Source organism: Streptomyces sp. 6N223 (genome assembly GCF_052246635.1).
Taxonomy (GTDB): Bacteria; Actinomycetota; Actinomycetes; order Streptomycetales; family Streptomycetaceae; genus Streptomyces.
The window spans coordinates 37,711-63,771 of sequence record NZ_JBQQCA010000040.1 but is presented as its reverse complement, the minus strand read 5'-3'; the positions used below and the strand labels follow the sequence as shown (position 1 = coordinate 63,771).

Here is a 26,061-nt window from a genome sequence, read left to right as displayed (position 1 = left end):
GTCCGGGGCGGAGCCCCGGGGCCTCAGGCCGCCAGGTCGGGCTCCGGCTTCGCCGCACCCGCGCCCGCACCCGCGCCCGCAGGCGCGTCCGCTGCGCCCGCAGGCGCCAGCCACCCCAGACCCGGCGCACGCGCAGCGCCCCGCACCAGCGGCGTAAGCCCCGCCTGCGCCAGCGGCGCCAGCAGCAGCGCCGTCGCCATGCCCAGCGCGTACCCGCCGATCACGTCCGTCGGGTAGTGCACCCCCATCAGCACACGCGCGAACCCCTGGAGCAACGCCAGCGCGCACGCCACCGCCCCCAGCCACCGGTGGACGAGGAAGAGCGCGACCGCGACCGCCATCGCCGTGCTGGCGTGGTCGCTCACGAAGGAGTAGCCGGACTCGTCGATCAGGGCGTTCAGCTCCGCCAGGTCCGTGTGCCCCTCGGGCCTCGGCCGCGCCACGAAGTCCCGGATCGGCATGTTCACCAGATACGCGACCAGGGCCGCCAGCCCCGCCCACAGCACCCCGGCCACCGCCACCGCCGCGTCCGCGCGCCGGCGCACCGCGTACCAGGCCAGCAGCACCACCGCCACCAGCGCGGCGGGAATCCCGTACTCGCCGACGGCCACGACCGCGTCCTGCGCCCAGCCCGGCAGCCCTTCGCCGCCGCCGAGGTCGCGGAGGACGTCCATCTCGATGTCGGGATTGTCGATCCCGGACCAACCTGACCAGATTCCAGACATGTGCTGTCGCGGCCCCTTCATCGTGTGGGGGGACCCTGCCGCTGGGACGGCAGGGGTAGGAGCCCCTGTACCGGAACCACCGGAACAGCTAACGCCGTTTACCACCCCCAGGGTGCCCAGCTCGATCGAATGATCACCGCAGCGTTATCGAACAGCAACGCATAGCGCGCGGACCGCCACATCGGCTGCACAATGCCGACAAGCACACGAAACGGGGAGACAATTACAAGATCTACTACAAGGTCTAGGCCGTCGGGCGAGTCGCGCCGAAGTAGTCCGCCGAGTCGATCGGGTCGAACCGGATCACGGCCCCGGTGTACGGGGCGTTGATCATGTGACCGCCGCCGACATAGATCCCCACGTGGTGGATGCTGCGCGAGTCCTCCAGGTCGTAGGCGAAGAAGACCAGGTCCCCCGGCAGCAGTTCGTCCCGCTCCGGGTGCGGCCCGGCGTTCCACTGGTCGTTGGCGACGCGCGGCAGCTCGATCCCGACCGACTCGTACGCCCGCATCGTCAGCCCCGAGCAGTCGAACCGCCCGCCCTCCTCGGGCAGGCCGTCGCCGCCCCACAGGTACGGCGTGCCGAGCTTCTCCTGCGCCCAGTTCACCGCCCCGGCCGCCGCCTCGGACGGCGACAGCGCCTGGAGGCTCTCCTCCTCGTCCTCGACGGGCGCGGCGAAGCTCGCCTCGGCCTCGCGGATGACGCGCACGTAGTTCTGCGTCTCCTCGTACGGCGGCACGCCGTCGTACTGGATGACGGCGTACGCGCCCGCGTTGTACGCCGCCAGCATGTTGTCGACCGGGTCGCCCGGCACGTCCTCCACGTACCCGGCGATGGTGCAGTCGTACTGCGCGGCCGAGGGGATGGCGTCCTCCGGGTCCCAGACGTTCGCCTCCCCGTCGCCGTTGGCGTCGAAGCCGTGCGTGGCCCAGGTGCCGGGGATGAACTGCGCGATGCCCTGCGCGCCCGCCGGGCTCGTCTGGTCCGTCAGGAAGCCGCTCTCCTGGTTGAGCTGCGCGGCGAGCAGGGCCGGGGAGAGGGTCGGGCAGAGGTTGCCCCACTCCTGCACCAGGCTCTCGTACTCGGCGGGCACGGCGTTGCGCGCCAGCTGCCTGCTCCCCGACGAGGCGTTGTCCCCGAGGCCGCCGAGCAGCCCGCCGGCCGCGCTGTACACCCCGACGACGAGCAACGCCAGGAAGCACAGCATCATCCCGAAGCCGGCACCCACCACCAGCCAGATCCGCCGCATTTCTCAAGCCTTCCCTTGCTCCCGCACCACGACGCTACGGCCTCGTGAATCCACTGCACGCGACGCTTCCGGCCTCGGTCGGCGACTGGACGTGGTAGAAGATCACCGTCCAGTCGCCTGACACCTCCTCAAGCGGGATCGGGTTCCGGAAGTCGTCGGGGTAGGTGACATCGGTCCACTGGGTCGGATCTCCCGCCAGGAGATCGAACGACTCGGTGGCGGAGACGGTGGAGAAGCCGCCCGATCCGTTGTTCTCGGGATCGGGCGGGGGGCGGAGGGCGGCGGCGACGTAGTAGGGGGCGTCCATGTCGCCCGGCTCCGGGGGGAACTTCAGCCGCCAGCCGATCTCCACCCTGTCCGGGTGAGAGTCGGCGTCCACGCTGTACTGGAGGTTCTCCAGCCGTTCCGCCGCCGGCAGCGAGCAGAACCCGGCGTCGGGCTGCCAGACCTCGGTGGCCGTGAAGTCCGGATCGAGGCGCGGCGGTTCTCCCGTCGTCTCCGCGTCCGCGCTGGGCGACATCTCCACCAGCCCCGACCCCGTCGAGAACCAGGTCGGCTCCCCGTCCCCGGGGTCCTCCACGGCCCCGTCCCCGTCCACGTCCCCCGGCAGCAGCCACTGCGTCACGACCGTCGCCAGCACCGCCACCGCCATGGCCGCGCCCACCACCAGCCCCGTGCGGCGGCCCCGCCGCCCCGGCCCCGCCGCCTGGCCGTCCAGCCGCGTCGGCGTACGCGGCACCATCGGCGGCTGCACGGGCGGCTGCATCGGCGGCTGCCAGCCCGGCGCCGTCGGCGTCCCGTGCCCCGGCGGGACCAGCCCGGCCGCCACCGCCGTCGGCAGGTCCGCCGGCACGCGCTCGCCGCGCCCGGCCAGCGCCTGGTACGCCGGCTCCGACGCGAGCGCCGAGCCGACCCCGCACCGCTGGACGACGTCCCGCAGCCCCGGCCGCCGCGCCGGCTCGCGCGCCACGCACGCACGTATCAACGCCGCCAGCTCCGGCTCGACCCCGGCCACGTCGATCTCGCCGTGCACGACCCGGTAGCTCACCACCGCCCACTCGCCGCCCCCGTACGGCGCCCGTCCCGTGGCCGCCGCCGCCATCGTCGCGCCGAGCGCGAACACGTCCGCCGCCGTGGCCGCTTCCTCGCCCAGCAGCACCTCGGGCGCCGTGTACCCCGGCGTGCCCGGCGGTGCGTGCCCGGTGTGGGTGAGGTGCGTGTGCTCGGCGGCGCGCGCGATGCCGAAGTCGATGAGCCGGGGCCCGGCCGGCGCCAGGATGATGTTGTGCGGCTTCAGGTCGCGGTGGATCACCCCGTGCTGGTGCACGACCGCCAGCCCCTCCGCCAACGCCGCGAACAGCCGCGTCGCGAGCGCGGTCGGCAGCGGCGCGTCGCGCGTCGCGGCCAGCAGCGTCGGCCCGGGCACGAACTCGGTGGCCAGCCAGTACGGCGGCGCGTCGAGTGAGGCGTCGACCAGGCTCGCGGTGTACACGCTCCGCACCGCGCGCACCGTGTCAACCTCGCGGCGGAAGCGCGCCAGGGCCTCGGGGTACTCGGCGATGTCCTCCCGGATGACCTTGATCGCCACCTGAATCCCACCCGGCGACCGCCCCAGATACACCCGCCCCATGCCGCCGGCCCCCAGCCGCGCCAGCAGCGTGAACTCGCCTATCCGCGCAGGATCCTGCGCCCGCAATCCCTCCACGGCGCCCTACTCTGCCGCATCAGCGCCGCATGAGCGCAAGGCTGGCTCCCACGCCCACGCCCACGCTCACGCCTAGGAGCGGCCGGGCGCCCAGGGATCCTCCACCCGCCCGTCACGGATCGCCTGCCGCGCCTCCTCGTCGTTGCGGTAGCGCAGCGGGATGATGGAGAGGGGCAAGGGCTCGCCGGTCGCGCGTGAGCGGGCGCTCAGCGGGCGCACGTACGGGCGCGGGCCGGGGCCGGTCGCGATCCAGTGCCCCAGGGGCACGACGACATCCCCGAAGGGATGCCCGATGACGACCAGGATGTCGTCGGGGCTCAGCCCGAGTTCGTTTCCGGTCTCCGACTCGGTACTGGTCTTGGCCTTGGTCTTGGTATCCGTCTCTGACTCGGACGCGGATTCGTGAGGGTGCGCTGGGAAGGGCACACAGACAGCATAGGTGCGCTGAACTGATCGTCACCAGCCCGTAACGGCGCCGAACTGGCGTGCAGGTGGGGGGACGCACGCCCCTTCGCCTCACTCACCTCACTCACCACATTCACCTCATGCACCTCGATCACCTCGATCACCTCACCGCCGCCCTCGCCACGGTCCCGTCGGCCGTCAGCAGCCACAGCCCGCCGCCCTGGCGGGCGGGCAGGAGGGCGACCGGCGGCTCGTGGAGCGGGAACAGCTCCGGCTGCCGAACGCCGTTGAGTGGGATACGCCACAGGCCGCCGTTGCCGGTGGCGGTGCTCAGCCAGAGCGAGCCGGAGGCGGGAATGTACGCCAGCCCCGTCACCCGCTCACCGGGCGGCCACGTGCGGAGCGGCGGCGCCCCAACGGCGTTGACCTGGCCGGGGGTCGCCACCCACAGCCGCCCGGTCCCGTCCCAGGCGAGGCCGGTGACGCTGCCGCCGAGGGCGGTGGCGTACGTGAACGACCCGGGGTCGGGGTTGTCGTCCGGGGTCCATCCGATGGAGGTCATCCGCAGGATGTCGCCGGTCGCGGTCCCGGCGTACAGCATCCCGTCCGGGCCGAAGGCGAGCGCGGCTCTTCCCGTTTCGGGCTGTGGCAGTCCGCTGACGAGCGTCGAGTAGGTGAAGTCCAACTCGTCCAACTCCCCCTCTGTCGCGTCGTAGCCGTATCGGGCGATGGCCGCGCTCTCGCCTTCGGTGTAGTAGGCGAACAGGCCCTTGGCGTCGGGGTCCTCCGACTCGACGGTCAACGCCAGCAGCGTGCGGTCGGGGGCGTACGCCACGCCGGAGAGCGTGCCGAGGTCGGTCAGGTCACCGGTCGTCGTGTCCAGCCGGTGGATCGTGCCGCTCTCGCGGGTGCCGAGGAGGAGGTCGCCGCTGGGCAGCTCGGCGAGGCAGCAGGGGTCGCGGAGGCCGGTCGGCAGCATGGCGGTGATCGCCACATCCCCCTCGGCCGGGGCCGTTTCCGGTTCCCCGGGCACCTCCGGAACGCCGGATGCCTCCGGCCCCGGCTCCGTGTCCCCTTCCCCGGCCCGGTTCGCGGCGGGCCCGACCGTACAACCGGCGGCGCACCCGACGACGAGGGCGGTTAGGAGGAGGACGGCGTAGAGCACGCGCATGGCTGCTGCCCCAGTTCCGCCCACAGCGCCTTCCCGCCGCCGGGCATGGCGTACTGCGCCCACTCGACGGCGAGCGCGGCGACGATGACGAGCCCACGCCCGCTCTCCTGGTCCGGGGCGGGTGGTGTGGGGCGGTCGGGCGCACGGCCGTGGCCGGTGTCCCAGACGGTGATGCGGAGCCGGTGGCGGACGGAGTACCAGGCGACGCGGAAGGAGAGGGGTCCGCGGCCGTGCTGGACGGCGTTGGTCATCAGCTCGGAGGCGACGAGCGCGCCGTCGTGGGTTAGGTGCGGCAGGCCGTACTCGTGGACGGCGTTGACGACGGCCCGTCGGCAGAGGCGCGGCGCGTGGGCGTCGGAGGGCAGATGGACGCTCAGTTCCCAGTCGGTGGGGTGGGGGTGGGGGTGGGGGTCAGTGGGTTGGTCGAGCAGCAGAGTCATAGCGGGCCTCCTTGCACGGCGAATGCGAGGGCTTCTGACCACCACGGATCTGGCAGACGCACCAGCGTCGGACAGGCACGAGCCGAGGCATCTCCGCCCTCGGGAGGTCAGGGGCTGCCGGATTCCGTGCCACGATGGGTGGCCAGGTGTGCACCTACTGTAGGCTGCGCGGGTGGCTATCGTCCACCGAATCGGTGACTAAAGTCACCACGGTCAGGACATGCGAATACCGTTCGAGGGGAAGGTCCTTGATGGCGACTCGGAACGCGCCCACTGTTCGACAGCGTCGGCTCGGGATCGAACTCCGCAAGCTCCGTGAACGAGCAGGGCTGTCCGCCACAGAGGCGGCTGCCATGTTGGGACTCACCCAGTCCCGCGTGAGCAACATCGAGGTCGCTCGGCTCGGCGTAAGCCCAGATCGGGTTCGCACGCTCGCCCACGCCTACGGCTGCTCCGATCCAGCCCTTGTCGAAGCCCTCGCCGACATGGCGGACGGGCGGACGCGGAGCTGGTGGGATGACTACAGGGACAGAGTGATCCCTGCGCTTGTAGACCTGGCGGAGATGGAGCACTACGCCAAGGCGGTCCGCACAGCCCAAGTCGCCTTGCTCCCCGGCATGTTGCAGACGACGGACTACTCCCGGATGATCGTCCGGCAGAACATCCCGGAGATGCCACACCTGCTCGCCGAGCACCACGTCTCACTTCGGATCAAGCGGCAAGAGATCCTTTTTCGCGACGAACCGATCCCTTATACGGCGATCATCCACGAAGCTGCCCTGCGTATGCAGTTCGGTGGTCCGGAGCTCACTCGCGCGCAGCTCCGACACATCGTGGAGATGAGCGAGCGGCCTAACGTCACGGTGCGAGTCATCCCTTTCACCGCAGGCGTCATCCCGGGAACTGGACAGACCGTGCTCTACGCCGAAGGGCCGGTTCCTCAACTGGACACCGTGCAACTGGACGTCGAACATGGATGCGTCTTCCTGCACGCAGAAGCTCAACTGGAGAACTACCGCACCTTCATGACGCGCTTCGAGCGGGCATCCCTGGACCCGGAGAAGTCACGCGACTTCATCCACGAGATCGCCAAGAGCCTCTAGGAGCAGACAGCATGACGACCGGCGCGCCGATCAGCTGGCAGAAGTCCTCGTTCAGCGCTCAGGGCAACAACTGCATCGAACTCGCGTGCCCCAAGCCAGAGGGCCCGGTCCACTTCCGGGAGTCCGAAGATCCCGAGATCGTTCTCACCACCACACCAGACCGCCTTCGCTCGCTCCTGGCCATCGTCCGATCCGAAGCCGCAGCGCGATAGTCCCTCGGAGTCAAGATGCTGCCCCCCCTCGGCTGGCAGAGGTCATCCTTCAGCTCTGCTGGCAACAACTGCCTGGAGCTGACCGCAGCGTCCTCCGCCCACTGGCAGAAGTCATCACACAGCAACGAGAGCAACAACTGCCTCGAACTCACCACGACCCCCGACCGCACCATCGGCCTCCGGGAGTCCGACGACCCCGCCGCCGTCCTGGTCACCAGCCCGGCCCGCCTCCGCACCCTGCTGGCGTGGGCCAGAACACACCCCCTCGTGTCCTGATACAGCTGCACTCAGAGTCTCCGGCTGTCACTCCGGCGTGGCACAATCCGAAGAAGGTACGGCAAGAGCCAGTTGGGTGGTGAGTGCACATGGACCTGACACAAGCGCAAGAAGAGGACGAGGACATCAACGAGATCATCGGTGGGATCGCCCCCGACTGGGGACCCTTCGGTGCTCTCGGTGAAGAGGCCCGGACGATGGTTCAGGTGGTCATGGCCCTGGCCATCCTGATCTGCATGGCCATCGCCATCTGGGGAGCAGCCAAGCAGCGGATCGGCTCGACCGCCCTCCGGGACTCGTTCAGCGCCGAGCAGGGCAAGGGCCTGATCGTCGCCGGTCTCACCGGGGTGTTCATCATCGGCTCGCTCGGCACCCTGTTCACCATCATCTACGGCATGGCGATCTAGCAGAGCCTGCACGAGGAGACGTATACCCATGCGGGGAGGCAGCCGCCGTCGGCGCGCGGCAGGCGGCGTGTTGCTCGTCGCCCTCGTCACGGCGCTGGCCGTCGGCTGCTCGGTCGGCCCTGCCTCGAACCGGGCGGCACACATGGGCCTCACGGATCAGAACGGTGAGGCCACCCCCACGCCCGAACACGATGGTGACAGCGACGGAGACGGGCTCATCGACTCTCCCCCGCCAGACGGCGACCCCACCACTCCGGCCGTGCCGGAGACGTATGAGGCGGCCTCAGACAGCGGCACCATCGAAGACGTCTCCACGCTCGCCGAAGGCATCGGCAACGCCTGCTGCATCACGCAGCTCTCGAACGGTGACCTGCTGGTCGGCACCCAGGACGGCGTGATCTATCGCGTCGGCGACGACGAGGGCACGGTGGCCGAGGCGGGCGAGCTGCACAGCGTTGCCCTCGGAGGCGATCGCATGCTGCTGGGCCTGGCTGCCGAGCCCGACGCCACCGACGACGTCACGGTGTACGCCTACTACTCCCGTGGCGATGAGAGCCGCATCGGCACCTACGTCTACGACGAGGACGACTCCGAGGGCGATCAGCTGACGCCGAGCGACGAGAGCATGATCGAAGATCTCCCCATCGGTGGCGGCGCGCTCGCCTTCGACCACGACGGCAACCTCACGGCGAGCGCGGGCACTGAGATCCTGCGCGTGACATCGACCGGCGACGTTCCCGGCGACAACCCCGACCCGACGTCGGCCGTCTACGCCTCGGGCTTCAGCGATGTGCAGGGGCTGGCCTGGGACCCGAGCGGGCGGCTGTGGGTCATCGACGCGGGGGACGGGACCGCGTCGTCGCCGCCCGCGCTCAGCGTCGTCGAGCGAGACGCCCAGGACGGCACCGTCGGGCCGCCGATGCCGGTGGGGGATCCCCTGGACCTCAGCGGCCAGCCCACAGGGCTCGCCTATGGAGGGGACTCCCATCCGTTCTGGGTGACCACGGCGGCCGGTCAGGAGATCTGGCGCGCCCCCCCAGACGGCAGGGGTGGCCTGGCGGGTGAGGGTGCGACGCCGCTCTCCGATCCCGGCCTGACGCCCGAGGCCACCGACGTGGTCGCCGACGGCGAGACGCTTCACCTCCTCAGCTCCGACGGGCGCGTCCTCCGACTCGACGTCACATGACGCAGATGACCAGCGACGCGGGGGACGCACCGCCCCTCAAGGTCATCGCCTTCACCGGACTGCCCGGCACCGGAAAGTCGACGCTGGCCGAACGGGTGGCCACAACTATCCGTGCCCCCGCATTCGCCGGTGACTGGCTCATGGGGGCGCTCAAGCCCCACGGCGTGCTCGCGGCGCTGGACCGGCCCGCGTATCTCGCGATGTACTACGGCCTGCTGGAGACGCTCATCACGCGGCAGTTGATGCTCCGCCAGTCCGCCGTCACCGACTGCCTGCTCAATGACGCAGTCATCACCACATGGCGCGAGGTCACCGACGCGTACGGCGCGACGCTGCACGTCGTCGAGTGCGTCTGCACCGACCAGTCCCTGCACCGCTCCCGGGTGGAGGGCCGCGCACGCAACATCCCCGGCTGGCATGAGGTCGGGTGGGATCACGTGGAACGGATGCGCACCGAGTATCCGCCCCTGACCGTCGAGCGGCTCGTGGTCGACGCGGTCAACCCGGTCGAGGACGGAGTGCGCACGGTGCTCTCTCACCTCGCTTCCGGCCCACTCACCAGCTGACGTACCCGGCCTGGGCGAGCCGTGACCCCTCCCGGACGCCTGGCGTTAGACAGCCCTATGCGGACTCCGACGACTGCCAAGATCGCCGCGCCACTCCTCCTCTCCGCCCTGCTGCTGCCCGCTTGCTCGTCGTCCTCCGACGACACCGCACCCGACGACGCTGCCCGCGACAGCGAGGCCGCGCCGCGTAACCCCACCCCCTCCCCCACCACACCATCGCCGACGCCGACGCCGACGCCGACGCATGAGCCGACACCGACTCCGAGCGAATCCCCTCCCCTCCCGGCCGAGGACGGCACCGACGTGGAAGCCTGTCGGCAGGCCGACTGCGAGATCTACGTCGAGGAAGCCGAGATACCTCTCGATCCCGAGTTCGGCTTCTCCCTGTTCGTTGTCTCGGCCGACCCCGCCAGCAACGTGATGCTGGTCGGCACCGAACGCCCGGAGTTCGGCGAGGTGGGCGCCATCATCGAGGGCACCGGCTACGTCAGCTTCGCCAATGGCGTCACCGTCACGGTGGTTGCCTTCGGCGAGACGGGCGCCGTTCTCCGCTTCGAGTCCCGCGCCACGGACCCGGAGGACACCGTGTCCGGAGGCGACCTGAGTCGGCTTCTTTGACAATCGGTGGCGAGATCGGGGATGAGCGCCTCCCCCATGTGTCCGCGGCCGGGCGCTCGTCCGGGATCGGCGCCGGCTCGATGCTGGCGGCAGCGCGGCTGGACCATCCCGGCGCGCGATGCCGGCGGGGCGTCGGCGATGCTGTGGGCATGGAGTACGTGTCCAGAGTGCCGCGACCGCCGCTGGACGGGCTGATCGACGACTTGTACTACCTGGAGGGTGCGCCGCCGTACGCCCGGCTGACGCTGCCGCCGATGCCAGCGGCGTTGCTCATCGTCAACCTCGGGGCGCCGTTCCGCATCCGCGCCGGCACCGACATTGAGACGGCCGAGTACGCCGACGGCTGCGTGGTCACCATGCCCACCCGCGCGTTGGAGTTCGGCTACCCATTCCGGACCCGGTCCGTCGGCGTGCACTTCAAGCCGTGGGGGCTGGCGCCGTTCCTGCCGATGCCCGCGGCCGAGCTGTGTGACCGGCCGGTGACGGTAGAGCAGGTTTGGGGCCGGCCCGCCATTGCTGAGCTGCGAGACCGGCTGGCCACGGCGGACGGACCGCACGAGATGCTGACGCTGCTCGAGGAGGAGCTAAGGCGACGGCTGTGCGAGACCGCCGGCCTGGGGCTGGTCCGCCATACGAGCAGTGTCATCGCGGCGACCAGCGGGGCGGTGGCGATCGGCGACCTGAGGGTGGCAGCCGGTGTCAGCAGCACTCATCTGGCACAGCGGTTCAAGGAACTCATCGGCGTCACGCCGAAGCGGCTGGCCCGCACCTACCGCTTCACCGCCACCGTGTTCGCGATCAACCCCGCCGGACCGATCGACTGGGGCGACCTCGCCGGTGGCGCAGGCTACTTCGACCAGGCCCACTTCGGACACGAGTTCCGGGCGTTCACCGGGCTCACGCCGACCCGGTACGTCGAAGTCCGGCGGCGGTTCCTGCGCGAACATCCCGGCCACGTGCTGGACAGCTGGCCGCTGCCGGCCGATTGATTTCTTACAAGAGCGACAGCTCACGAAACGCTAATTTGGGGGCATCCCAAAGCAAAGGAGAGCCCCGTGAGCAAGGTGGTCATGTACAGCTCGGTGTCGGTGGACGGCTTCGTCGCGGACGAGAACGACCAGCCCGGACCGCTGTTCGACTGGTTGTCCAGCGGTGACGTGCCGTTGGACGAGAGCGGCGAGTTGAAGGTGTCGCAGACGTCCTACGACTACACCCGGCCGTACTGGGATCAGATCGGGGCGACCATCGTCGGCCGCCACGTCTTCGACATGACGGACGGCTGGGACGGGAAGCCTCCGGGCGGGATCGACCACGTGGTCGTCGTGACGCACCGGCCGGAGCCCGAGGGCTGGGACCCCGAGGCTCCGTTTCACTTCGTCGACGGTGTCGAGGCAGCCGTGGCCAAGGCGCAGGAGCTTGCGGCTGACCGCATGGTCGAGGTCGCCGCTGGCGACGTCGGTGGCCAGGTGCTTGCCGCGGGCCTGATCGACGAGGTGCGCATGGACGTCGTACCCGTCGTGTTCGGGTCCGGCAAGCGCTACTTCGGGTCGGTCGACGCGCAGCACCTGTTGGAGGATCCTGACGTGGTGATTCAGGGCGACCGGGTGCTTCACCTGCGCTATCGGGTGCGCCGTTGACCGATCTGAGCGGGTACGCGAAGAAGTCCACTGCGAACGGTGACACAAGATCGGGCCTCCGGCTGCGTTTGCGCATCGCTGTCCCTGGTCGGGCAGCCGACGCCGATCCGCCCCAGCACGGTCTGAATCGGAAGACCTCGACAGCTACCCCGGGACCGACGCGCCAGCCACCTTCCAGCCAGCGACTACACCCTCAACTGTGAAGAGCCGCATGGCCGGCGTGTTCGTCCCCGATCCTCCGGGTGGCTACCTCGTGCGGTAGGCGTCCACGACGGTCACGGTCGTGGCGTCGCCGTCCCGGTCGGTCGCCGTGGCACGGAAGGACACCGACCCCCCGGCCGCCGGACTCCTGCTTGTCCTTCTGTGCGCTGTGTGCGTCCTGCGCACGCGGTCGTCTCCTCCGGTCGGTCAGGGACTGTGCATGAACAACTCCCTCCTCACTTGTCCGCCGGAGGCAGGGAGTTCCTTCGCAGGACCAGGCAGACGAAGCCGAACGCGTCCCGGTAGCCGCGCAGCCACTGCTCGCGGTGGGTGGCGGACGCCGCCAGTGCCTGGGCGGCGCCGTCCGGATCGTCGGGGTGGTCCAGGGCCCACGCCGCCAGCGTCCCCGTCCACGCCCACTCGTAGTCGTCGAGTTCGTGCCGCGTGCTGATGTGCCCGTAGACCGGCGTCCAGCCGTCGGCGACGACGCGGTCGATGGTCGTCGGCAGGTCCGCCAGGTCCTCCCCGAGCATCTCGACGGCCTCGGGCGACGGCTCGGCGGCCCAGAACCCCTCCCCGACCAGGACACGCCCGCCGGCCGCCAGGTGCTTGCGCGCCGCCGCGAGGGTGGGGAGCAGGCCGCCGAAGGCGTGCGTGGCGCCGACGCAGAGGACCAGGTCGAAGGCGTGCGGGGCGGCGAAGTCGGCGGCGTCCGCCTCGTGGAGGATCAGGCGTTGATCAACGCCGAGATCGCGCGCGGCCTGGCGCGCCCGCGCGAGCGCGCCCGCCGCGATGTCCACGCCCTCCGCCCGCAGTTCCGGGTACGCGATCAGGGCGCGCAGCAGCCACTCCCCACCCCCGCAGCCGAGGTCGAGCACGCGCGGCGGGCGCGCGGCGCCGCCTGGGACGGCGCGTTCGAGGAGCCGACGCACCGAGTCGTCGCCGAGCGGGGCCGAGATCGGGTGGTCGGCGTGGGCGAGCTGGGAGATCTGTTCACGATTCACCGGCCGAGGCTGACACGGCCGAGGGCCACGCGCACCTGGATTTCAGCGCGGTTCCTGGGGCCAGCTGGTCGCCTTGACGCGCCAGCCGGCGTTGCCTGGCACGATCACAGCGGGGTGTTGTACGGCCCTGGTCGGGTGATCACCGGACCAGGCCGCCGAACCGCCCCACCAGCGACAGCATCGGCCCGAAGACCAGCCACGCCGCCACCACGGCGCCGGCCGACAGGCCCGCGCCGAGCCCGGCAGGGTTATGCCTCGGGAATCCGCCACATCTGGGACTCGTTCCCGGTCGTGCAGGTGATGACGGTCAGCTGCTCGCCTTCGCCGTTGTTGGTCAGGCAGCGCCCATCCATCGTCCTGAGGTAATAGGCGCCCGAACTGGCGCTCTCCAGGGTCCAACCCGTAGCGGCGTCGTAGCCGGACGTGAGTTCCACGCCACCCATGCCGTACGGCACGGCGAGGCTGGGACTGCTCAGGTTGCAGGCAGTGAAGTAGGTGAATCCGCCCTGCTGAGACGAACGCACCCACCCATAGGTGGTGGTGCCGCCCGTGATCACCTCGGTGCCATCCTGGGGACGGTCGGCAGCCAGGCCGGCCTTGCGTCCGTCGTGAACGTTGGTGATGTGGCCCCAGCCATCGCTGCCGCAGCCTTGCGGGATGCTGGGCCCCGGATCAGGATCAGGATCAGGGTCCGAGGGGTCCGGGTCGCCGGATCCACCGCCGCTGGCCGAGCCGCCGCCCGAACTGCCGCCGCCACTCGTCCCCGAGCCGTCTCCGCCCTGGCCTCCGCTGGCGTCGCCGCCGCTTCCCGCCTGGTCCTCGTCGTCGCCGCCTCCCCCATCGGCGTCGTCCGACGGAGACCCGTTCGGGTCGTCATCCGATTCGGATTCCGACTCCGATTCCGTGGCGCTGGGGGATGCGGACCCCGGAGGCGTGGAGTCGGGGCTCTGTCCACCGGAGGCCGCGGGCGTATCCCCTGCCTCGGGCACGTCCGTTTCGCTGTGGTCCGGCAACGGATCCATGTACCAGAAGGTGCCTCCGCCCAGCGTGATCACCACGGGAAGCAGCAGGACCACGGGTATGCGCCGCCGCTTCCGCTCCTGGCCCTGCTTCTGCTTCCGCTTCGCCGCCAGGACGATGGTGTCGTCCGCCTTCCCCTGGGCAGCGTGCCCCGGCGGGGGAGCAGGCGGAGGGGGCGCGGGGGTGGGTGCCGGTCCGGCCGCGGGCAAGGGCGCGGGCTCGGGCTCGGGCTCGGGCGGCTGTCCGGTGGCGGCACGGCGGGCCGCCGCCGCCATCGCCGCAGCGTCCGCGTGCCGGTCCTCCGGCCGCTTGGCCAGCGCCTTGGCGACGAAGGCACGCACCGGCTCCGGGAAGGCGGCGGGAAGCTCCGGCGCGGGCTCCCTGATCTGCTTCAGCAGGACCTGAACCGCAGTCTCGCCGGTGAACGGCAACTCCCCGGTCAGCAGCTGGTAGAGGACCACGCCGATGGAGTAGAGATCGGACGCCGGGATCGCGCCCAGGCCCTCCGCCTGTTCGGGCGCCATGTAGAGAGCAGTGCCGATCACCGAGTGCGAGTCGGTGAGCTTGGTGCCGGACGGCGTACGGGCGATCCCGAAGTCGGTCACCGTCACCCGGCCGTCGGCCCGGAGCATCAGGTTCGCCGGCTTGATGTCGCGGTGCACGATCTCCCGCCGGTGCGCGGCATGCAGCCCCTCCAGCGCCTGAGCGACCATGTCGAGCGCCCGCTCAACCGGCAGCGGGCCGCGCTCCGCGAGGACCTCATCCAACGGCGTACCGTCGATGAACTCCATGACGATGTACGCCAGCCGCACGCCGGAGTCGTCCCCGCCCCCTCCCCCGTCCTCGCCCTCGTCGCCCCCGCTCTCACCGTAGTCGTGGACGTTGACGATGCCGGGATGGCTGAGCGCGGCGAGAAGCTTGGCTTCCCTTCGGAACCGGGCCGCGAAGGTGGCCTCGTCAAGCAGCCGCGGATGCAGGATCTTGACGGCCACCTGCCGCTCGAACACGCCGTCGTCCGCCCGCCACACCTCGCCCATCGCGCCGCCGCCGAGCCGCTCCGTCAACGTGTAGCGCTCGCCGAGCACCGTTCCTCGCCCCAGCACGTCCCAGTTCCCCCTGTCTGTGGTCGGATCGTCCGCTCAGCAGTGCTCATCAGACCACAGTCCGCCGAGTGGCCGCACCACGCGCAACTCCGAGTATGGCGACCGCCGTTGCCGCCATGGCGGCGCTCGACCACGCCGCGGCCCGGTAGTCGCCCGTCGTCTCCGTCGCGGCGCCGGCGAGCAGCGGGCCGAGGAAGGCGCCGGCGTTCAGGGCGACGGTGGCGAAGGAGCCGTTCAGGGAAGGGGCGTCGGAGGCCACGTGCATGACGCGGTTGACGAGCGTCGATCCGACGCCGAAGGACAGGCCGCCGAGCACGACCGCCGCGACGAAGAGCGGGACCGCGTGGGCGCTGGTCAGGGCCAGGGCGGCCCACGCGGCGGGCAGGGCGTACACCGCGAGGCGAACGCCGCGCCTGAGCTGTCCGTCGCCCACGCGGCCGGCCGTCGTCACCCCGGCGAAGGCGCCGACGCCGAACGCCGCGAGCAGCCCGGGCACCGCGCCATCGGGCAGGCCGGCGACGTCCGTGCCGATGACGGCGAGGTAGGCGAAGGTCGCGAAGGTCGCCCCGTTGACGGCGGCCGCGAGGACGAGGGCCTGCTGCACCGGGCGCGAGCGCAGCGCACGTGCCTCCCGCCCGAGGGAGACGTCGTGCCGGCGGGTCGCGTCCGCGGGCCCTGAGGGTGCCGAGCGGAAGACGAGCGCCAGCGCGGGCAGGCACAGCGCCGCGACCGCCCAGAACGCCGAACGCCAGCCGGACCACTCGCCGAGCAGCGCGCCCGCCGGTACGCCGGCCACGCACGCCAGCGTGACACCGGACAGCAGGACGGCGGTGGCCCTGGCCCGCCTCGCCGGGGCAACGAGGGCGGTCGCGACGGACATCGCGACCGCCAGGAAGCCGGCGTTGACGATGGCGGCGACGACGCGCGTCGCGAAGAGGACGGCGAAGTTCGTCGTGACGGCGCCGACGGCGTGCACGACGACGAACGCCGTGAGGAAGCCCGCAAGGGCGCGGCGGCGGGGCCAGCGCGCGCTCAGCGCGGCCATCACCGGCGCGCCGACGATCATTCCGATCGCGTACGCGGAGGTCAGGCTCGCGGCGGCGCCCACCGACACGGACAGGTCGCCGGCGATGCCCGGCACGAGGCCGGACAGCATGAACTCCGAGGTGCCCTGGGCGAAGACAGCGAGACTCAGGACGTAGATGAAGACAGGCAAGGTCGACTCCAGCGGTCGCGTTGGCGTATGCGGGCAGGCAGGGGCGCCCGCGCGCTGGAGGGGAGGGAGAGCCGAAGGCGGGACCAGACGCGCGGAGCGCGAGTCCGGCCGCCGGAAGCGAGCTGGGACCTGAGGGCCTGGCACCCGGGGCCCGGGGCCCGGGGCCCGGAGGAGATCGACCAGAAGGTCAGACAGCGACTCGCCGCCGGGCGACCGGCGGCTCCGCTCTGTCTGATTCGGGGCTCATCACGCGAGGGACTGTAGCCGCGGCCTCGCCGGCCCTCAAGCGGATTTCGGCCGGGCCGCGGGCCCTGGTGACCCGGCCTGCTCCAACGCAGCAGTCCACCCGCCTCGCTTCGGGAGCCTGCTCGGCCGGTCGTTCAGCGGAACGCTGCGATCAGGCGTCGCAGCGCGGTGTGAGCCGGTGGGCCCCAGGTGGCCTTGCCCCCACGGCGGCCGCGGACGCCGGCCTCTCCGACGCAGATGCCGCTGAGGGCGCGCAGCACCGCCCAGCCGCGGGCGCGGCGCAGGGTCGCGGCGTCCGCGGCTGGCCGGTAGGCCTCGTGGAAGCGGTCGGCGGCGCCGTCCGGCAGCAGTATCCAAGGAGCGGCGAGGTCGATGGCCGGATCGCCCGCGCAGAGGGTGCCGAAGTCGATCACGCCGCAGAAGGTGCCGCCTTCGGTGAGGACGTTGGCCGGATGCAGGTCGGCGTGGAGCCACAGCGCCGGGCCCGTCCAGTCGGGCGCGGCGACGGCGTCTTCCCAGACCGCGCGGACGGCGTCCGAGTCGGGGATCAGCCCCAGCTCGGTGGCCGAGGCGAGCTGCCTCTCGAACTGCTCGGCGCTGGCGGCCAGTGGCCCCCCGCGGCCGTGCTCGTCGGCGGGTGCCCGGTCAGGGGCGGGTTGGTGCAGAGCTGTCAGGAAGCGGGCCAAGGTATCGGCCGCCTCCGCAGCGCGCGTGGCGGGGGCGCGGTCGGCGGGCTCGCCCGGCACCCAGGTGGTGACGATCCAGGGCCGCGGAAACCGCTCGGAGGGCTCACCGAGGCGCTGCGGGACGGGGATCTGCAGCGGGAGGTGCGGGGCGAGAGCGGGCAGCCAGGCGTGCTCCTTGCGCAGTAGCGCGTCCGCGGCCTGTGTCGCCCAGGGCAACCGGACGGCGAGGTCGTCGCCGAGCCGCCACAGCTGGTTGTCCCAACCACGCGCGCCGAGCTTCAAAGGGTGCTCGGCCAGGTCAGGGTGCTGGTCGCGCAGCAGGTCCCGGACCAACTCCGCTGTGATCTCGATCTCGGTGCGGGTCATGCGGAGCAACGGTAGCCGGGCAGTCCCCGTCCCCTCCCGAGCTTGGCCTCTCTTCGGAACCGGGCCGCGAAGGTGGCGCGACACCTCTGCGTCGGGCGACCGATGAGTTCCGCGGCGGGGCCGGGTCTACCTCTATGAAAGGCGGAACAGCCAAGCCACAGAACATGAAGACATGACGAGGAGTCAGAACCATGAGCGTGACCGCGGCCCAGACCCAGACCGGCATCCAGATCCAGACCCGGAGCAAGACCAAGAGCATCATCCCGTCCCTCGCCACCCGGCCGGTGTGGCAGGTCGGCGTCCTGGCCACCCTCGCGGGTGCCGTCGTGACCGAGGCGTTCGGGCTGGCCGCCCGGGGCGTCGGCGTTCCGATGGAGGCCGCCAGTCCCGGGGAGAAGGAGGCCGCGGAGATACCGGTGGGCGGCTTCGCCGGGGGCGTGCTGTTCTGGGCGGTCGCGGGGATCGTCCTCGCGGTGGTCCTCGCGCGCTGGGGCAAGCGGCCCGCCCGCACCTTCTTCGTGACGACCGTCGCGCTGACCGCGCTGTCCCTCGCCGGCCCGGTGGTCGCGCCGCACACCGCCGTCTCCACCCAGGTCGTCCTGGCCCTGTCCCACATCGTGGCCGCGGCCGTGATCATCCCCGTGGTGACGCGGCGGCTCGCCACCCACCAGCGGCGTTGATGGCGTTGATCATGCCGTACGCCGCTGAGAGGATCCGGGGCATGCCTACCTTCTCCGCGCCCGACGGCACCGCGCTCGCCTACCACCGCTCCGGTGACGGCGACGGCCCTCCCCTGGTGTGCCTGCCGGGAGGGCCGATGCGCGACTCGGCGTACTTCGGCGACCTCGGCGGGCTGGCCGCGCACCGGCGGGTCATCACGCTGGACCTGCGCGGCACCGGCCAGTCGGAGATACCGAGCGACCCCGCCACCTACCGCTGCGACCGGCTCGTCGACGACGTCGAGGCGCTGCGCGCGCACCTCGGGCTGGGCACCATGCACCTCCTCGGGCACTCCGCCGGCGGGAACCTCGCGGCGCTGTACGCGGCCCGCCACCCGGAGCACGTCGGCAGGCTCGCGCTGATCACGCCGGGCACGGAAGCGGTCGGGATCGCGATCGGGCCCGAGGATCGGCTGGAGGTCGCGAAGAGTCGCGAGGGCGAGCCGTGGTTCGCGGAGGCGTTCGCCGGACTTCAGGAGATCGTGACCGGGCGTGGCACCCAGGAGAGCTGGCGGGCGGTCGCACCCTTCAAGTACGGCCGGTGGGACGAGGCGGCCCGGGCCCTCGAAGCGGCCGGCGAGAAGCAGCGGAACGACGAGGCCGGGGCCGTCTTCGGCGCGCCGGACGCCTTCGACCCGGGCGCCACACGTCGGGCGCTCTCGGTGTTCGCCTCGCCGGTGTTGCTACTCGCCGGGGAGGTCGACCTGGCCACTCCGCCCAGCAGGCTGGCCGAGTTCGCCGAGATGTTCCCGGACGCCCGGCTCGTCGTTCAGCCGGGGGCAGGACACTTCCCGTGGCTGGACGACGGCGACTGGTTCGCGGCGGCCCTGACGGCGTTCCTGGGCTGAGGGCGCGGGCGCCCCTCGGGAACGATGTGTTAGTAGGGACACATCACGGTAACGGAGGCAACGCCGGGGCGGCAGGACGAAGTCCTTCAGGCAGTCATTCGATTCCCTGGGGGGAGTTCCACCTTGACCGGTCGGTCTTCGCGCCGTCAGTTCCTCGCTGCCTCGGCCGCCTCCGCCGTCGTGGCCGCCGTCGGCCTCGCGCCCGTCTCGCTCTACGGGCTCCGCTCTGCGCAGGGCGGCAGCCTGCGCGGGCTGCCCAACGTCGTGCTCATCGCCGCCGACGACCTCGGCTACGGCGAGCTGGGGGCGTACGGCCAGCGCCTCATCCGCACCCCGCGCCTCGACGAGCTCGCCGCCGAGGGGATGCGCTTCACCCAGGCGTACTCCGCCGCTGCCGTCTGCGCACCCTCCCGCGGCTCCCTGCTGACGGGCCTTCACACCGGACACGCCGCCGTACGCAGCAACCCGACCGCCGGGCTCCAGCTCCCGCTCGGCGACGCCGACCCCACCTTCCCCGAGATGCTGCGCGAGCGCGGCTACCGCACCGCGTGCGTCGGCAAGTGGGGCTTCGGCCCGGAGGAGCCCTACCAGCCCAGCCACCCCAACGTCCGCGGCTTCGACGAGTTCTTCGGCTACATCTCCCACGGCCACGCCCACGCCTACTTCCCCGACTACCTGTGGCACAACGCCACCCGCCTGCGCCTCCCCGAGGGCGGCTACGCCATCGACCTGATCGAGCAGCGGGCGCTGGCGTTCATCCGCGACGCGGCCGAGCAGGGCCCGGGCCGCAGACCCTTCCTGCTCTACCTCTCCCCCAACGTGCCGCACGCGCCCAGCGTCATACCCGGCGCCGACCCGGCCGCCCGCGCCTACGCCGGGCGACGCGCGTGGAAGCCGGCCGACCGGGGACACGCCGCCCAGGTCACGCGGCTGGACCGGCTCGTCGGCGCGGTCGTGGACGAGCTGCGGCGGCTGCGCGTGGCCCGGGACACGCTCGTCCTCTTCACCAGCGACAACGGCCCGCACGAGGAGGGTGGCACCGACCCCGACTTCTTCGACGCCAACGGCCCGTTACGCGGCTACAAGCGCAACCTCTACGAGGGCGGCATCCGCGTCCCCCTCATCGCCTGGCGGCCGGGCACCATCGCCCCGGGTGCCGTGGCCCACCGGGTCACGCCGCTGATCGACGTGATGCCGACGCTGGCCGAGCTGGCGGGGGCCGAGGCGCCCGGCGGGCTCGACGGGCTGTCGGCGGCGCCGCTGCTGGCCGGCGGGGTCGCCGCGGACCACGACCACCTGTACTGGTACCGGGCCGGCAAGGCCTGGACCCCGCGGGCCCGCGCCGCCGAGCGCGGGCGCGGCGACCGGCTGGCGGAGGCGCTGCGCCGGGGGCGGTGGAAGGCGGTCCGCTTCGCGCCGGGGCGGGAACGGAGCGCGCCGGACGAGGCGTGGGACCTGGAGCTGTACGACCTGGCCACCGACCCGGGCGAGACGACCGACCTGGCCGCCGCGCGCCCCGACGTCGCGGCCGAGCTGACGGCGTTGATGCGCGCCTCCTGGTCGGAGCCGGAGCCGGCGTGACAGGCGAAGCCGTCAGGACGGTGTAATCTCTCGACACGCGGCGCAACGCCGAGTCACAAGACGTCACGGGACGTCATGCGACGCCGCATAGGTCAACGAAGACTTCTTATGGGCTCAATCTCGCATATAGGACAACTCTCGGACGATCGTAGTGCGCTGATCCTTGTCCCGGGAGCCCTCGTTGCCAACACGTCGCCAGTTCCTCGCCGCCTCGGCCGCCTCGACCGCCATCGTCGGCCTTGACGCGCTGCCCGCCACCCCGGCGACTCCCGCCACCGCCGCGCGCGTTCACCGGGTCGGCGGCCGGCCGGGGCACGCGCCCAACGTCGTGCTGATCGCCGCGGACGACCTCGGCTACGGCGAGCTGGGGGCGTACGGCCAGCGCCTCATCCGCACCCCGCGCCTGGACCAGCTCGCGGCCGAGGGGCTGCGCTTCACCCAGGCGTACTCGGCGGCCGCCGTCTGCGCACCCTCCCGCTGCTCGCTCCTGACAGGGCTTCACGCCGGGCACGCGGCCGTGCGCGAGAACCCCTTCGGCGGGCCGCAATCCGCGCTCGGCGACGCCGACACCACCTTCGCGGAGGTGCTGCGCGAGCGCGGCTACCGCACCGGCATCATCGGGAAGTGGGGCTTCGGCCCGGACGAGCCCGACCAGCCCAGCCACCCGAACGCCCGCGGCTTCGACGAGTTCTTCGGCTACATCGGCCACCGCCACGCGCACGACTACTTCCCCGACTACCTGTGGCACAACGCCACCCGCCTGCCGCTGCCCGAGGGCGGCTACGCCATCGACCTGTTCGAGCGGCGGGCGCTGGCGTTCCTGCGCGAGCGGGCGCGCGGCGCACGCGCCCGGCCCTTCCTCCTCTACCTGTCGCCCAACGCCCCACATGCGCCCAGCCGCATCCCCGGCACCGACCCGGCCACCCTCGCCTACACCGGGCGCCGCGCGTGGAACCCGGCCGACCGGGGACACGCCGCCCAGGTCACGCGCCTGGACCGCCTCGTCGGCGCGGTCGTGGACGAGCTGCGGCGGCTGGGTCTGGCGCGCGAGACGCTGGTGCTGGTGACCAGCGACAACGGGCCGCACGAGGAGGGCGGCACGAACCCGGATCTCTTCGACGCCAACGGGCCGCTGCGCGGCTACAAGCGCAACCTCTACGAGGGCGGCATCCGCGTCCCGCTCATCGCCTGGCGGCCGGGGGCGATCGCGCCCGGCACGGTGTCCGACCGGGTCACGCCGCTGACGGACGTGATGCCGACCCTCGCCGCCCTGGCGGGCGCCTCCGCGCCGGGCCCGCTCGACGGCGTATCGGCGGCCCCGCTGCTGGCCGGCGAGGGCGACGGCGCGGCCGACGAGCACGACGACCACCTGTACTGGTACCGCAACGACCCCGGCCGGACGCCGCGCGCCAACGCCGAGGAGGGCGGGCGCATCGACCGCCTGGCGGAGGCGCTGCGCCTGGGCGACTGGAAGGCGATCCGCTACGCCCCCGGGCGCGACCGGTCGGCCCGTGACGAGCTGTGGGACTTCGAGCTGTACGACCTCGCCGCCGACCCGGGCGAGACCACGAACCTCGCCACCGCCCGCCCCGACCTCGTCACCGAGCTGACGGCGTTGCTCCGCGCCTCCTGGACCCCGGCTGGGGGCCTGAACTGACGGGGTGACTGCACATGTGGCAGGCGTGCGCGAGCTGTACGGGTGCGAGGCGCCGCCCTCATCCTCGTGACGGACGTCGCCTCGCCGCCGTGCGGTGACCGCTGCGGCGAGGCGACGGAGTCGGGCATGCGCTACGGCAGTGTCACGCCGTAGTAGCTGGCCGCCTCGACGACCGGCTGGAAGAAGGTCGTGCCGCCGGAGGAGCAGTTGCCGCTGCCTCCGGAGGTGAGGCCGAGGCCCGTGGAGCCGCTGAACAGCGGGCCGCCGCTGTCGCCGGGCTCGGCGCAGATGTTGGTCCGGATCATGTCGTAGACGACGTCGCCGCCGCCGTAGTCCACCGTGTACCCCAGACCCGTCACGGAGCCGCAGTGCAGCCCCGTGGTGCTACCGCTGCGGCACGCGCTCTGGCCGTCGCTCGGGTTGGCGAACGACGTGATCGCCTGGGAACCGCCGTAGAGGTTCACCGCGCTGGGCACGCTGCTGGGCTGCGGGTCGTACTGCACGAGCCCGAAGTCGTCGCCGGGGAAGTTCGACGCGGCCGTGAAGCCGCTGCCGTCGGAGAAGGACCACAGCGGGTAGGGCGGGGTGGGGCCGTAGGGGTCCTCGGTGCAGTGGCCCGCGGTGAGGAAGTAGAAGGTGCTGCCGGAGCGGACGTTGAACCCGAGGGAGCAACGCCATCCGACGTCGGCGTAGATCGCGTCGCCGCCCTGGGCGTACCGCTCGAAGGTGCCCGCGGTGCGCTCGATGGTCAGCGCGTCGGCGAGGTCGCCCGCGCTGTCGGTGATCTCGGCGAGCTCCGCCGCCGAGACCGTCTCGTCCGCGATGACGGTGACGGTGCCGCCCGCCCGGTCCACGGCCCATGCGATGCCGCCAGGGCTGGCGTCGGCGACGGCGTCGCTGGCGGCCCTCAGCTCGCTGACGCCGAAGGTCCGGCCGTCCGCCTGGGCCGCGTGTGCGGTCCCGGGCATCAGGATCGCCGCCGCGGCGGCGATCAGTGCGGAGCATAAGACGGAGATGGTGCGCTTCGTTCTCACTGCTGCCTCCAGGCAAGGTGAGCGATGGGAGATGGGATTTCCACGTGCGGCGGGGGGTGGCTACGCGGCTACATGTCCCTGACAAGCGCTGCACAGTTTCTTTTCCTCATCTCCGCCTCGGCCAAACGGCCTCCGTGTCATAACCTCCTTGCACGTCCCCGGTGTTGCCGAAGGCTGGCCGATTCTCTACGCTCCGTTGATCCCAGCAACATCGATCACCGGGGTCACGACAGGGGCTGGTCCGCACGATGTCCACACCACTCGAAGAGCTGCCCGCCGAGCCGCTGCTGACCAGGGAGTACGAGACGGGGCGCCGGGCGGAGATCCACGACCGGCTGCGGACGCGGTACGGGGCCGTGGCGCCCGTCGACCTGATGGGGCAGTCGGTGTGGCTGGTTCTCGACTATCCGGAGGCGCTGGCCGTCCTGACGGACGAGAGCCTGTGGAAGAAGAGCCTCGCCCACTGGCGGGCGTACACCGAGGGCCGCGTTCCGAAGGACTGGCCGCTGCTGCCCGCCCTCGAGTGCGACATGGTCATCTTCTTCGACGACCAGCGGCGGATGGCGGCGCGCGCCGCGCTGGAGGCGGCGATCGAGCCGTTCCAGGACCTGTCCAACCCGATCGCGCAGCGGCTGCGGGACCTGACGGTCCGGTACGCCGACGAGCTGCTCGGCTTCCTCGCGGGCGGCGGTGGCGGCCTCGGCGGCATGGCCGAGCTGTGCGGGCAGTACGCCCGGCCGCTGCCGCTGATGGTCGCCAACCACATGCTCGGCTTCCCCGTCGCCCAGGGCGAGGAGGTGATCATGGACGTGTGGCGGGTGCTGGACGCCGGGCCGGACGGGCCGGAGGCGATCGAGCGGCTGATGGCGGGGCTGCGGGAGCTGGTCGCGCAGAAGCGTGCCAGGCCCGGGGAGGACGTGCCGTCGTATCTGCTCGCCCACGACCCGGACATCAGCGACGAGGAGCTGGCCTGGGAGCTGTACCTGGTGCTGGCGACCACGGCGGACGAGACCGGCTCGCTGCTGGCGAACACGCTGGTGGAGGCGTTGAGCGAGGACATGGCCCGCCACAGCACGATGCAGGTCGGCTTCTACGGCGAGATCATCAACCACGCGGCGATCGCCAACCCGCCCATGCACAACATGACCTTCCGCTTCCCCGTCGTCCCCACGGAGCTGGGGCGGTTCGGGATAGCGGCGGGCGACCCGGTGATGGTCTCGCCGGCGGCGGCGCACACCTGCCCGCACTTCGCGGGGGGCGTCGGCGGCGGCGCGGGCGCTCAGCAGGGGGCGTTGTTGACCTCGCGCGCGCACCTGTCCTTCGGAGCCGGGCCGCACCGGTGCCCGGCGCAGGACCTGGCGTTCATGATCGTGGGGATCGGGATCGAGCGGCTCTTCGCGCACTTCGAGAAGGTGGAGCTGGCGATGCCGGCGGACCAGCTGCCGTGGCGCTCCTCGCCGCTGTTCAGCGGGCTGCGGGCGCTGCCGGTGCGGTATCTCCTGACGGAGGGCCGGGCGCGGACGACGGCGCTCGCCGTGGTGGAGGAGGAGCACGCCTCCGCCGGGGAGCGGCCCTTGACCGAACGCCCCGAGCGGCCGTCCCCCTTCTGGCGCCTGATGGCGACCCTGCGCCGCCGCGCCCGCCACGGCCGGGGCTAGTCCGGCGAACTCCGAGGGAACCCGATCGCGACCGACCCCGTCCGACCGGCATGAGCTTCAGACGCATGACTCTCGCGATGCTTGCCGCCGCGGCCCTGCCCCTGGCCCTGGCCGCCTGTGGCACGGAGACGACGGCCACGACGCAGACACCGGTCGGCGACAACGCCGACTCCGGCAACGCCGACAGCGCCGACAGCGCGGCGAGCGACGCCGAACTGGTCGTCGGCGAATGGATACCGAGGAGCCTGACCCTCGACGGCCAGACGTACACCCTGCCGCAGACGGAGAGGACCGCCGACGCCCAGGTGGTCATCGACCCCGGGCACACGGAGGGCGGTGGGGGCAGGTCCGGCCTCAACGTCGGGTGCAACTCCGCCGGCACCGACATCAGCATCGAGGGCGACACGCTCCACGCCACGGAGTTCGTCAGCACCCTCATGGCGTGCGGGGAGGAGCTGGGCCGGTTCGAGCAGGGCGCCATCGAGATCTTCGAGAGCGACCCGGCCTTCGAGCTCTCCGACTCCGGCGACGCCCTCACTCTGACCAGCGCCAACGGGGACACGCTGGAACTCGTCCGCGGCGAGGGCGAGGGAGACGAGGCCGCGCCGATCGTCGGCGTTCGGTGGCTGGTTGAGGGCTACACCGTCGGCTTGGAGCAGACGATCTTCCAGTTCCCGGAGGAGGGCCGCCGCGCCTACCTGGAGATCGACCCGCCCACGACGCCCGAGGGCGGCTCGGACACGGTCTTCGACTCCGGCTGCAACCAGTTCCACGGCACGGTGGAGGTGGGCGAGGACTCGCTCACGGTCATCGATGGGAGCACCACCGAGATCGGCTGCCCGGACCACGCGGGGGACACCGAGGAGGCGATCTTCGGCGTCTTCCACGCCAACCCGGCGTACGAGGTCTCCGACTCGGGCGACCGGCTCACCCTGACCGCCGGCAACGGCGACAACGTCACGTTCACGCGGGAGTAGAAAGCCCCAGCGTGGGTGCTTGCGCATCAACGACCCGCGTCATCG

Annotated in this window: 26 protein-coding genes; 15 read left to right on the top strand and 11 right to left on the bottom strand. The window is 71.8% G+C overall.

Annotated elements, in window-relative coordinates; translation table 11 throughout:
* Positions 1 to 23: 23 nt before the first annotated feature.
* The 6 genes from ACTWQH_RS22930 to ACTWQH_RS22905 form a co-directional block, all read right to left on the bottom strand.
* On the bottom strand, positions 24 to 725 hold the full coding sequence (locus tag ACTWQH_RS22930; RefSeq protein ID WP_443288583.1) for a phosphatase PAP2 family protein: 702 nt from the start codon (positions 723 to 725) through the stop codon (positions 24 to 26).
* A 244-nt stretch (positions 726 to 969) separates the two neighbouring features.
* Positions 970 to 1,974, bottom strand: a complete 1,005-nt coding sequence (locus ACTWQH_RS22925) for a C40 family peptidase (protein ID WP_443288582.1) — start codon at positions 1,972 to 1,974, stop codon at positions 970 to 972.
* Between the two features lie 34 nt (positions 1,975 to 2,008).
* Positions 2,009 to 3,679 (bottom strand): serine/threonine-protein kinase, encoded by a 1,671-nt coding sequence (locus ACTWQH_RS22920; RefSeq protein ID WP_443288581.1) that lies wholly within the window; start codon positions 3,677 to 3,679, stop codon positions 2,009 to 2,011.
* A 72-nt stretch (positions 3,680 to 3,751) separates the two neighbouring features.
* On the bottom strand, positions 3,752 to 4,105 hold the full coding sequence (locus ACTWQH_RS22915) for a hypothetical protein (protein WP_443288580.1): 354 nt from the start codon (positions 4,103 to 4,105) through the stop codon (positions 3,752 to 3,754).
* Between the two features lie 139 nt (positions 4,106 to 4,244).
* A complete protein-coding gene (locus ACTWQH_RS22910; RefSeq protein ID WP_443288579.1) occupies positions 4,245 to 5,255 on the bottom strand; it encodes a PQQ-dependent sugar dehydrogenase in 1,011 nt (336 codons plus the stop codon).
* Positions 5,225 to 5,695, bottom strand: a complete 471-nt coding sequence (locus ACTWQH_RS22905) for an ATP-binding protein (protein WP_443288578.1) — start codon at positions 5,693 to 5,695, stop codon at positions 5,225 to 5,227. Before ACTWQH_RS22905 ends, ACTWQH_RS22910 begins: the two co-directional genes overlap by 31 nt.
* Positions 5,696 to 5,946: 251 nt before the next feature.
* On the opposite strand from ACTWQH_RS22905, the gene ACTWQH_RS22900 reads away from it, so the two are divergent.
* From ACTWQH_RS22900 to ACTWQH_RS22860, 9 genes are all read left to right on the top strand, one after another.
* Positions 5,947 to 6,798 carry a helix-turn-helix domain-containing protein gene (locus ACTWQH_RS22900; RefSeq protein ID WP_443288577.1) on the top strand — a complete coding sequence of 284 codons (852 nt, stop codon included), beginning with the start codon at positions 5,947 to 5,949 and terminating at the stop codon, positions 6,796 to 6,798.
* Positions 6,799 to 6,809: 11 nt separating this feature from the next.
* Positions 6,810 to 7,010, top strand: a complete 201-nt coding sequence (locus ACTWQH_RS22895) for a DUF397 domain-containing protein (protein WP_443288576.1) — start codon at positions 6,810 to 6,812, stop codon at positions 7,008 to 7,010.
* Between the two features lie 15 nt (positions 7,011 to 7,025).
* Complete coding sequence (locus ACTWQH_RS22890) at positions 7,026 to 7,286, top strand: DUF397 domain-containing protein (RefSeq protein WP_443288575.1); 261 nt, start codon at positions 7,026 to 7,028, stop codon at positions 7,284 to 7,286.
* Positions 7,287 to 7,375: 89 nt separating this feature from the next.
* Positions 7,376 to 7,693 carry a hypothetical protein gene (locus ACTWQH_RS22885; RefSeq protein ID WP_443288574.1) on the top strand — a complete coding sequence of 106 codons (318 nt, stop codon included), beginning with the start codon at positions 7,376 to 7,378 and terminating at the stop codon, positions 7,691 to 7,693.
* Positions 7,694 to 7,721: 28 nt separating this feature from the next.
* Entirely contained in the window at positions 7,722 to 8,879 is a 1,158-nt protein-coding gene (locus ACTWQH_RS22880) for a PQQ-dependent sugar dehydrogenase (protein ID WP_443288573.1), read from the top strand.
* Positions 8,876 to 9,445 (top strand): AAA family ATPase, encoded by a 570-nt coding sequence (locus ACTWQH_RS22875; RefSeq protein WP_443288571.1) that lies wholly within the window; start codon positions 8,876 to 8,878, stop codon positions 9,443 to 9,445. The genes ACTWQH_RS22880 and ACTWQH_RS22875 overlap by 4 nt, the downstream gene beginning before the upstream one ends.
* 57 nt (positions 9,446 to 9,502) lie before the next feature.
* On the top strand, positions 9,503 to 10,063 hold the full coding sequence (locus tag ACTWQH_RS22870; RefSeq protein ID WP_443288570.1) for a hypothetical protein: 561 nt from the start codon (positions 9,503 to 9,505) through the stop codon (positions 10,061 to 10,063).
* Positions 10,064 to 10,101: 38 nt separating this feature from the next.
* Positions 10,102 to 11,052 (top strand): helix-turn-helix domain-containing protein, encoded by a 951-nt coding sequence (locus ACTWQH_RS22865; protein ID WP_443288569.1) that lies wholly within the window; start codon positions 10,102 to 10,104, stop codon positions 11,050 to 11,052.
* A 66-nt stretch (positions 11,053 to 11,118) separates the two neighbouring features.
* Positions 11,119 to 11,700 (top strand): dihydrofolate reductase family protein, encoded by a 582-nt coding sequence (locus ACTWQH_RS22860; protein ID WP_443288568.1) that lies wholly within the window; start codon positions 11,119 to 11,121, stop codon positions 11,698 to 11,700.
* A 437-nt stretch (positions 11,701 to 12,137) separates the two neighbouring features.
* Here the strand turns inward: ACTWQH_RS22860 and ACTWQH_RS22855 are convergent, their stop codons facing one another.
* The 4 genes from ACTWQH_RS22855 to ACTWQH_RS22840 all read right to left on the bottom strand — a co-directional run bounded on the left by ACTWQH_RS22855 (position 12,138) and on the right by ACTWQH_RS22840 (position 17,542).
* The gene (locus tag ACTWQH_RS22855; RefSeq protein WP_443288567.1) at positions 12,138 to 12,905 is read right to left on the bottom strand and encodes an SAM-dependent methyltransferase; all 768 of its coding nucleotides are present in this window, start codon (positions 12,903 to 12,905) and stop codon (positions 12,138 to 12,140) included.
* Between the two features lie 248 nt (positions 12,906 to 13,153).
* Positions 13,154 to 15,028: a serine/threonine protein kinase gene (locus tag ACTWQH_RS22850; protein ID WP_443288566.1), complete on the bottom strand. Its 1,875-nt coding sequence runs from the start codon at positions 15,026 to 15,028 to the stop codon at positions 13,154 to 13,156.
* 49 nt (positions 15,029 to 15,077) lie between these two features.
* On the bottom strand, positions 15,078 to 16,244 hold the full coding sequence (locus tag ACTWQH_RS22845; RefSeq protein WP_443288564.1) for a Cmx/CmrA family chloramphenicol efflux MFS transporter: 1,167 nt from the start codon (positions 16,242 to 16,244) through the stop codon (positions 15,078 to 15,080).
* 380 nt (positions 16,245 to 16,624) lie between these two features.
* Positions 16,625 to 17,542: an aminoglycoside phosphotransferase family protein gene (locus ACTWQH_RS22840; protein WP_443288563.1), complete on the bottom strand. Its 918-nt coding sequence runs from the start codon at positions 17,540 to 17,542 to the stop codon at positions 16,625 to 16,627.
* Positions 17,543 to 17,733: 191 nt separating this feature from the next.
* Here ACTWQH_RS22840 and ACTWQH_RS22835 point away from each other — a divergent pair, with 191 nt between their 5' ends.
* The 4 genes from ACTWQH_RS22835 (at position 17,734) to ACTWQH_RS22820 (ending at position 22,347) form a co-directional block, all read left to right on the top strand.
* On the top strand, positions 17,734 to 18,222 hold the full coding sequence (locus ACTWQH_RS22835) for a DUF6069 family protein (RefSeq protein WP_443288562.1): 489 nt from the start codon (positions 17,734 to 17,736) through the stop codon (positions 18,220 to 18,222).
* Between the two features lie 41 nt (positions 18,223 to 18,263).
* On the top strand, positions 18,264 to 19,109 hold the full coding sequence (locus ACTWQH_RS22830; protein ID WP_443288561.1) for an alpha/beta fold hydrolase: 846 nt from the start codon (positions 18,264 to 18,266) through the stop codon (positions 19,107 to 19,109).
* Between the two features lie 123 nt (positions 19,110 to 19,232).
* The gene (locus ACTWQH_RS22825; RefSeq protein ID WP_443288560.1) at positions 19,233 to 20,690 is read left to right on the top strand and encodes an arylsulfatase; all 1,458 of its coding nucleotides are present in this window, start codon (positions 19,233 to 19,235) and stop codon (positions 20,688 to 20,690) included.
* Between the two features lie 181 nt (positions 20,691 to 20,871).
* Positions 20,872 to 22,347: an arylsulfatase gene (locus ACTWQH_RS22820; protein WP_443288559.1), complete on the top strand. Its 1,476-nt coding sequence runs from the start codon at positions 20,872 to 20,874 to the stop codon at positions 22,345 to 22,347.
* A gap of 131 nt (positions 22,348 to 22,478) precedes the next feature.
* Here the strand turns inward: ACTWQH_RS22820 and ACTWQH_RS22815 are convergent, their stop codons facing one another.
* Positions 22,479 to 23,315, bottom strand: a complete 837-nt coding sequence (locus ACTWQH_RS22815; RefSeq protein WP_443288558.1) for a S1 family peptidase — start codon at positions 23,313 to 23,315, stop codon at positions 22,479 to 22,481.
* Positions 23,316 to 23,629: 314 nt separating this feature from the next.
* Here ACTWQH_RS22815 and ACTWQH_RS22810 point away from each other — a divergent pair, with 314 nt between their 5' ends.
* Both ACTWQH_RS22810 and ACTWQH_RS22805 read left to right on the top strand, forming a co-directional pair.
* Positions 23,630 to 25,039, top strand: a complete 1,410-nt coding sequence (locus ACTWQH_RS22810) for a cytochrome (RefSeq protein WP_443288557.1) — start codon at positions 23,630 to 23,632, stop codon at positions 25,037 to 25,039.
* A gap of 65 nt (positions 25,040 to 25,104) precedes the next feature.
* Entirely contained in the window at positions 25,105 to 26,016 is a 912-nt protein-coding gene (locus tag ACTWQH_RS22805) for an META domain-containing protein (RefSeq protein WP_443288556.1), read from the top strand.
* Positions 26,017 to 26,061 lie beyond the last annotated feature (45 nt).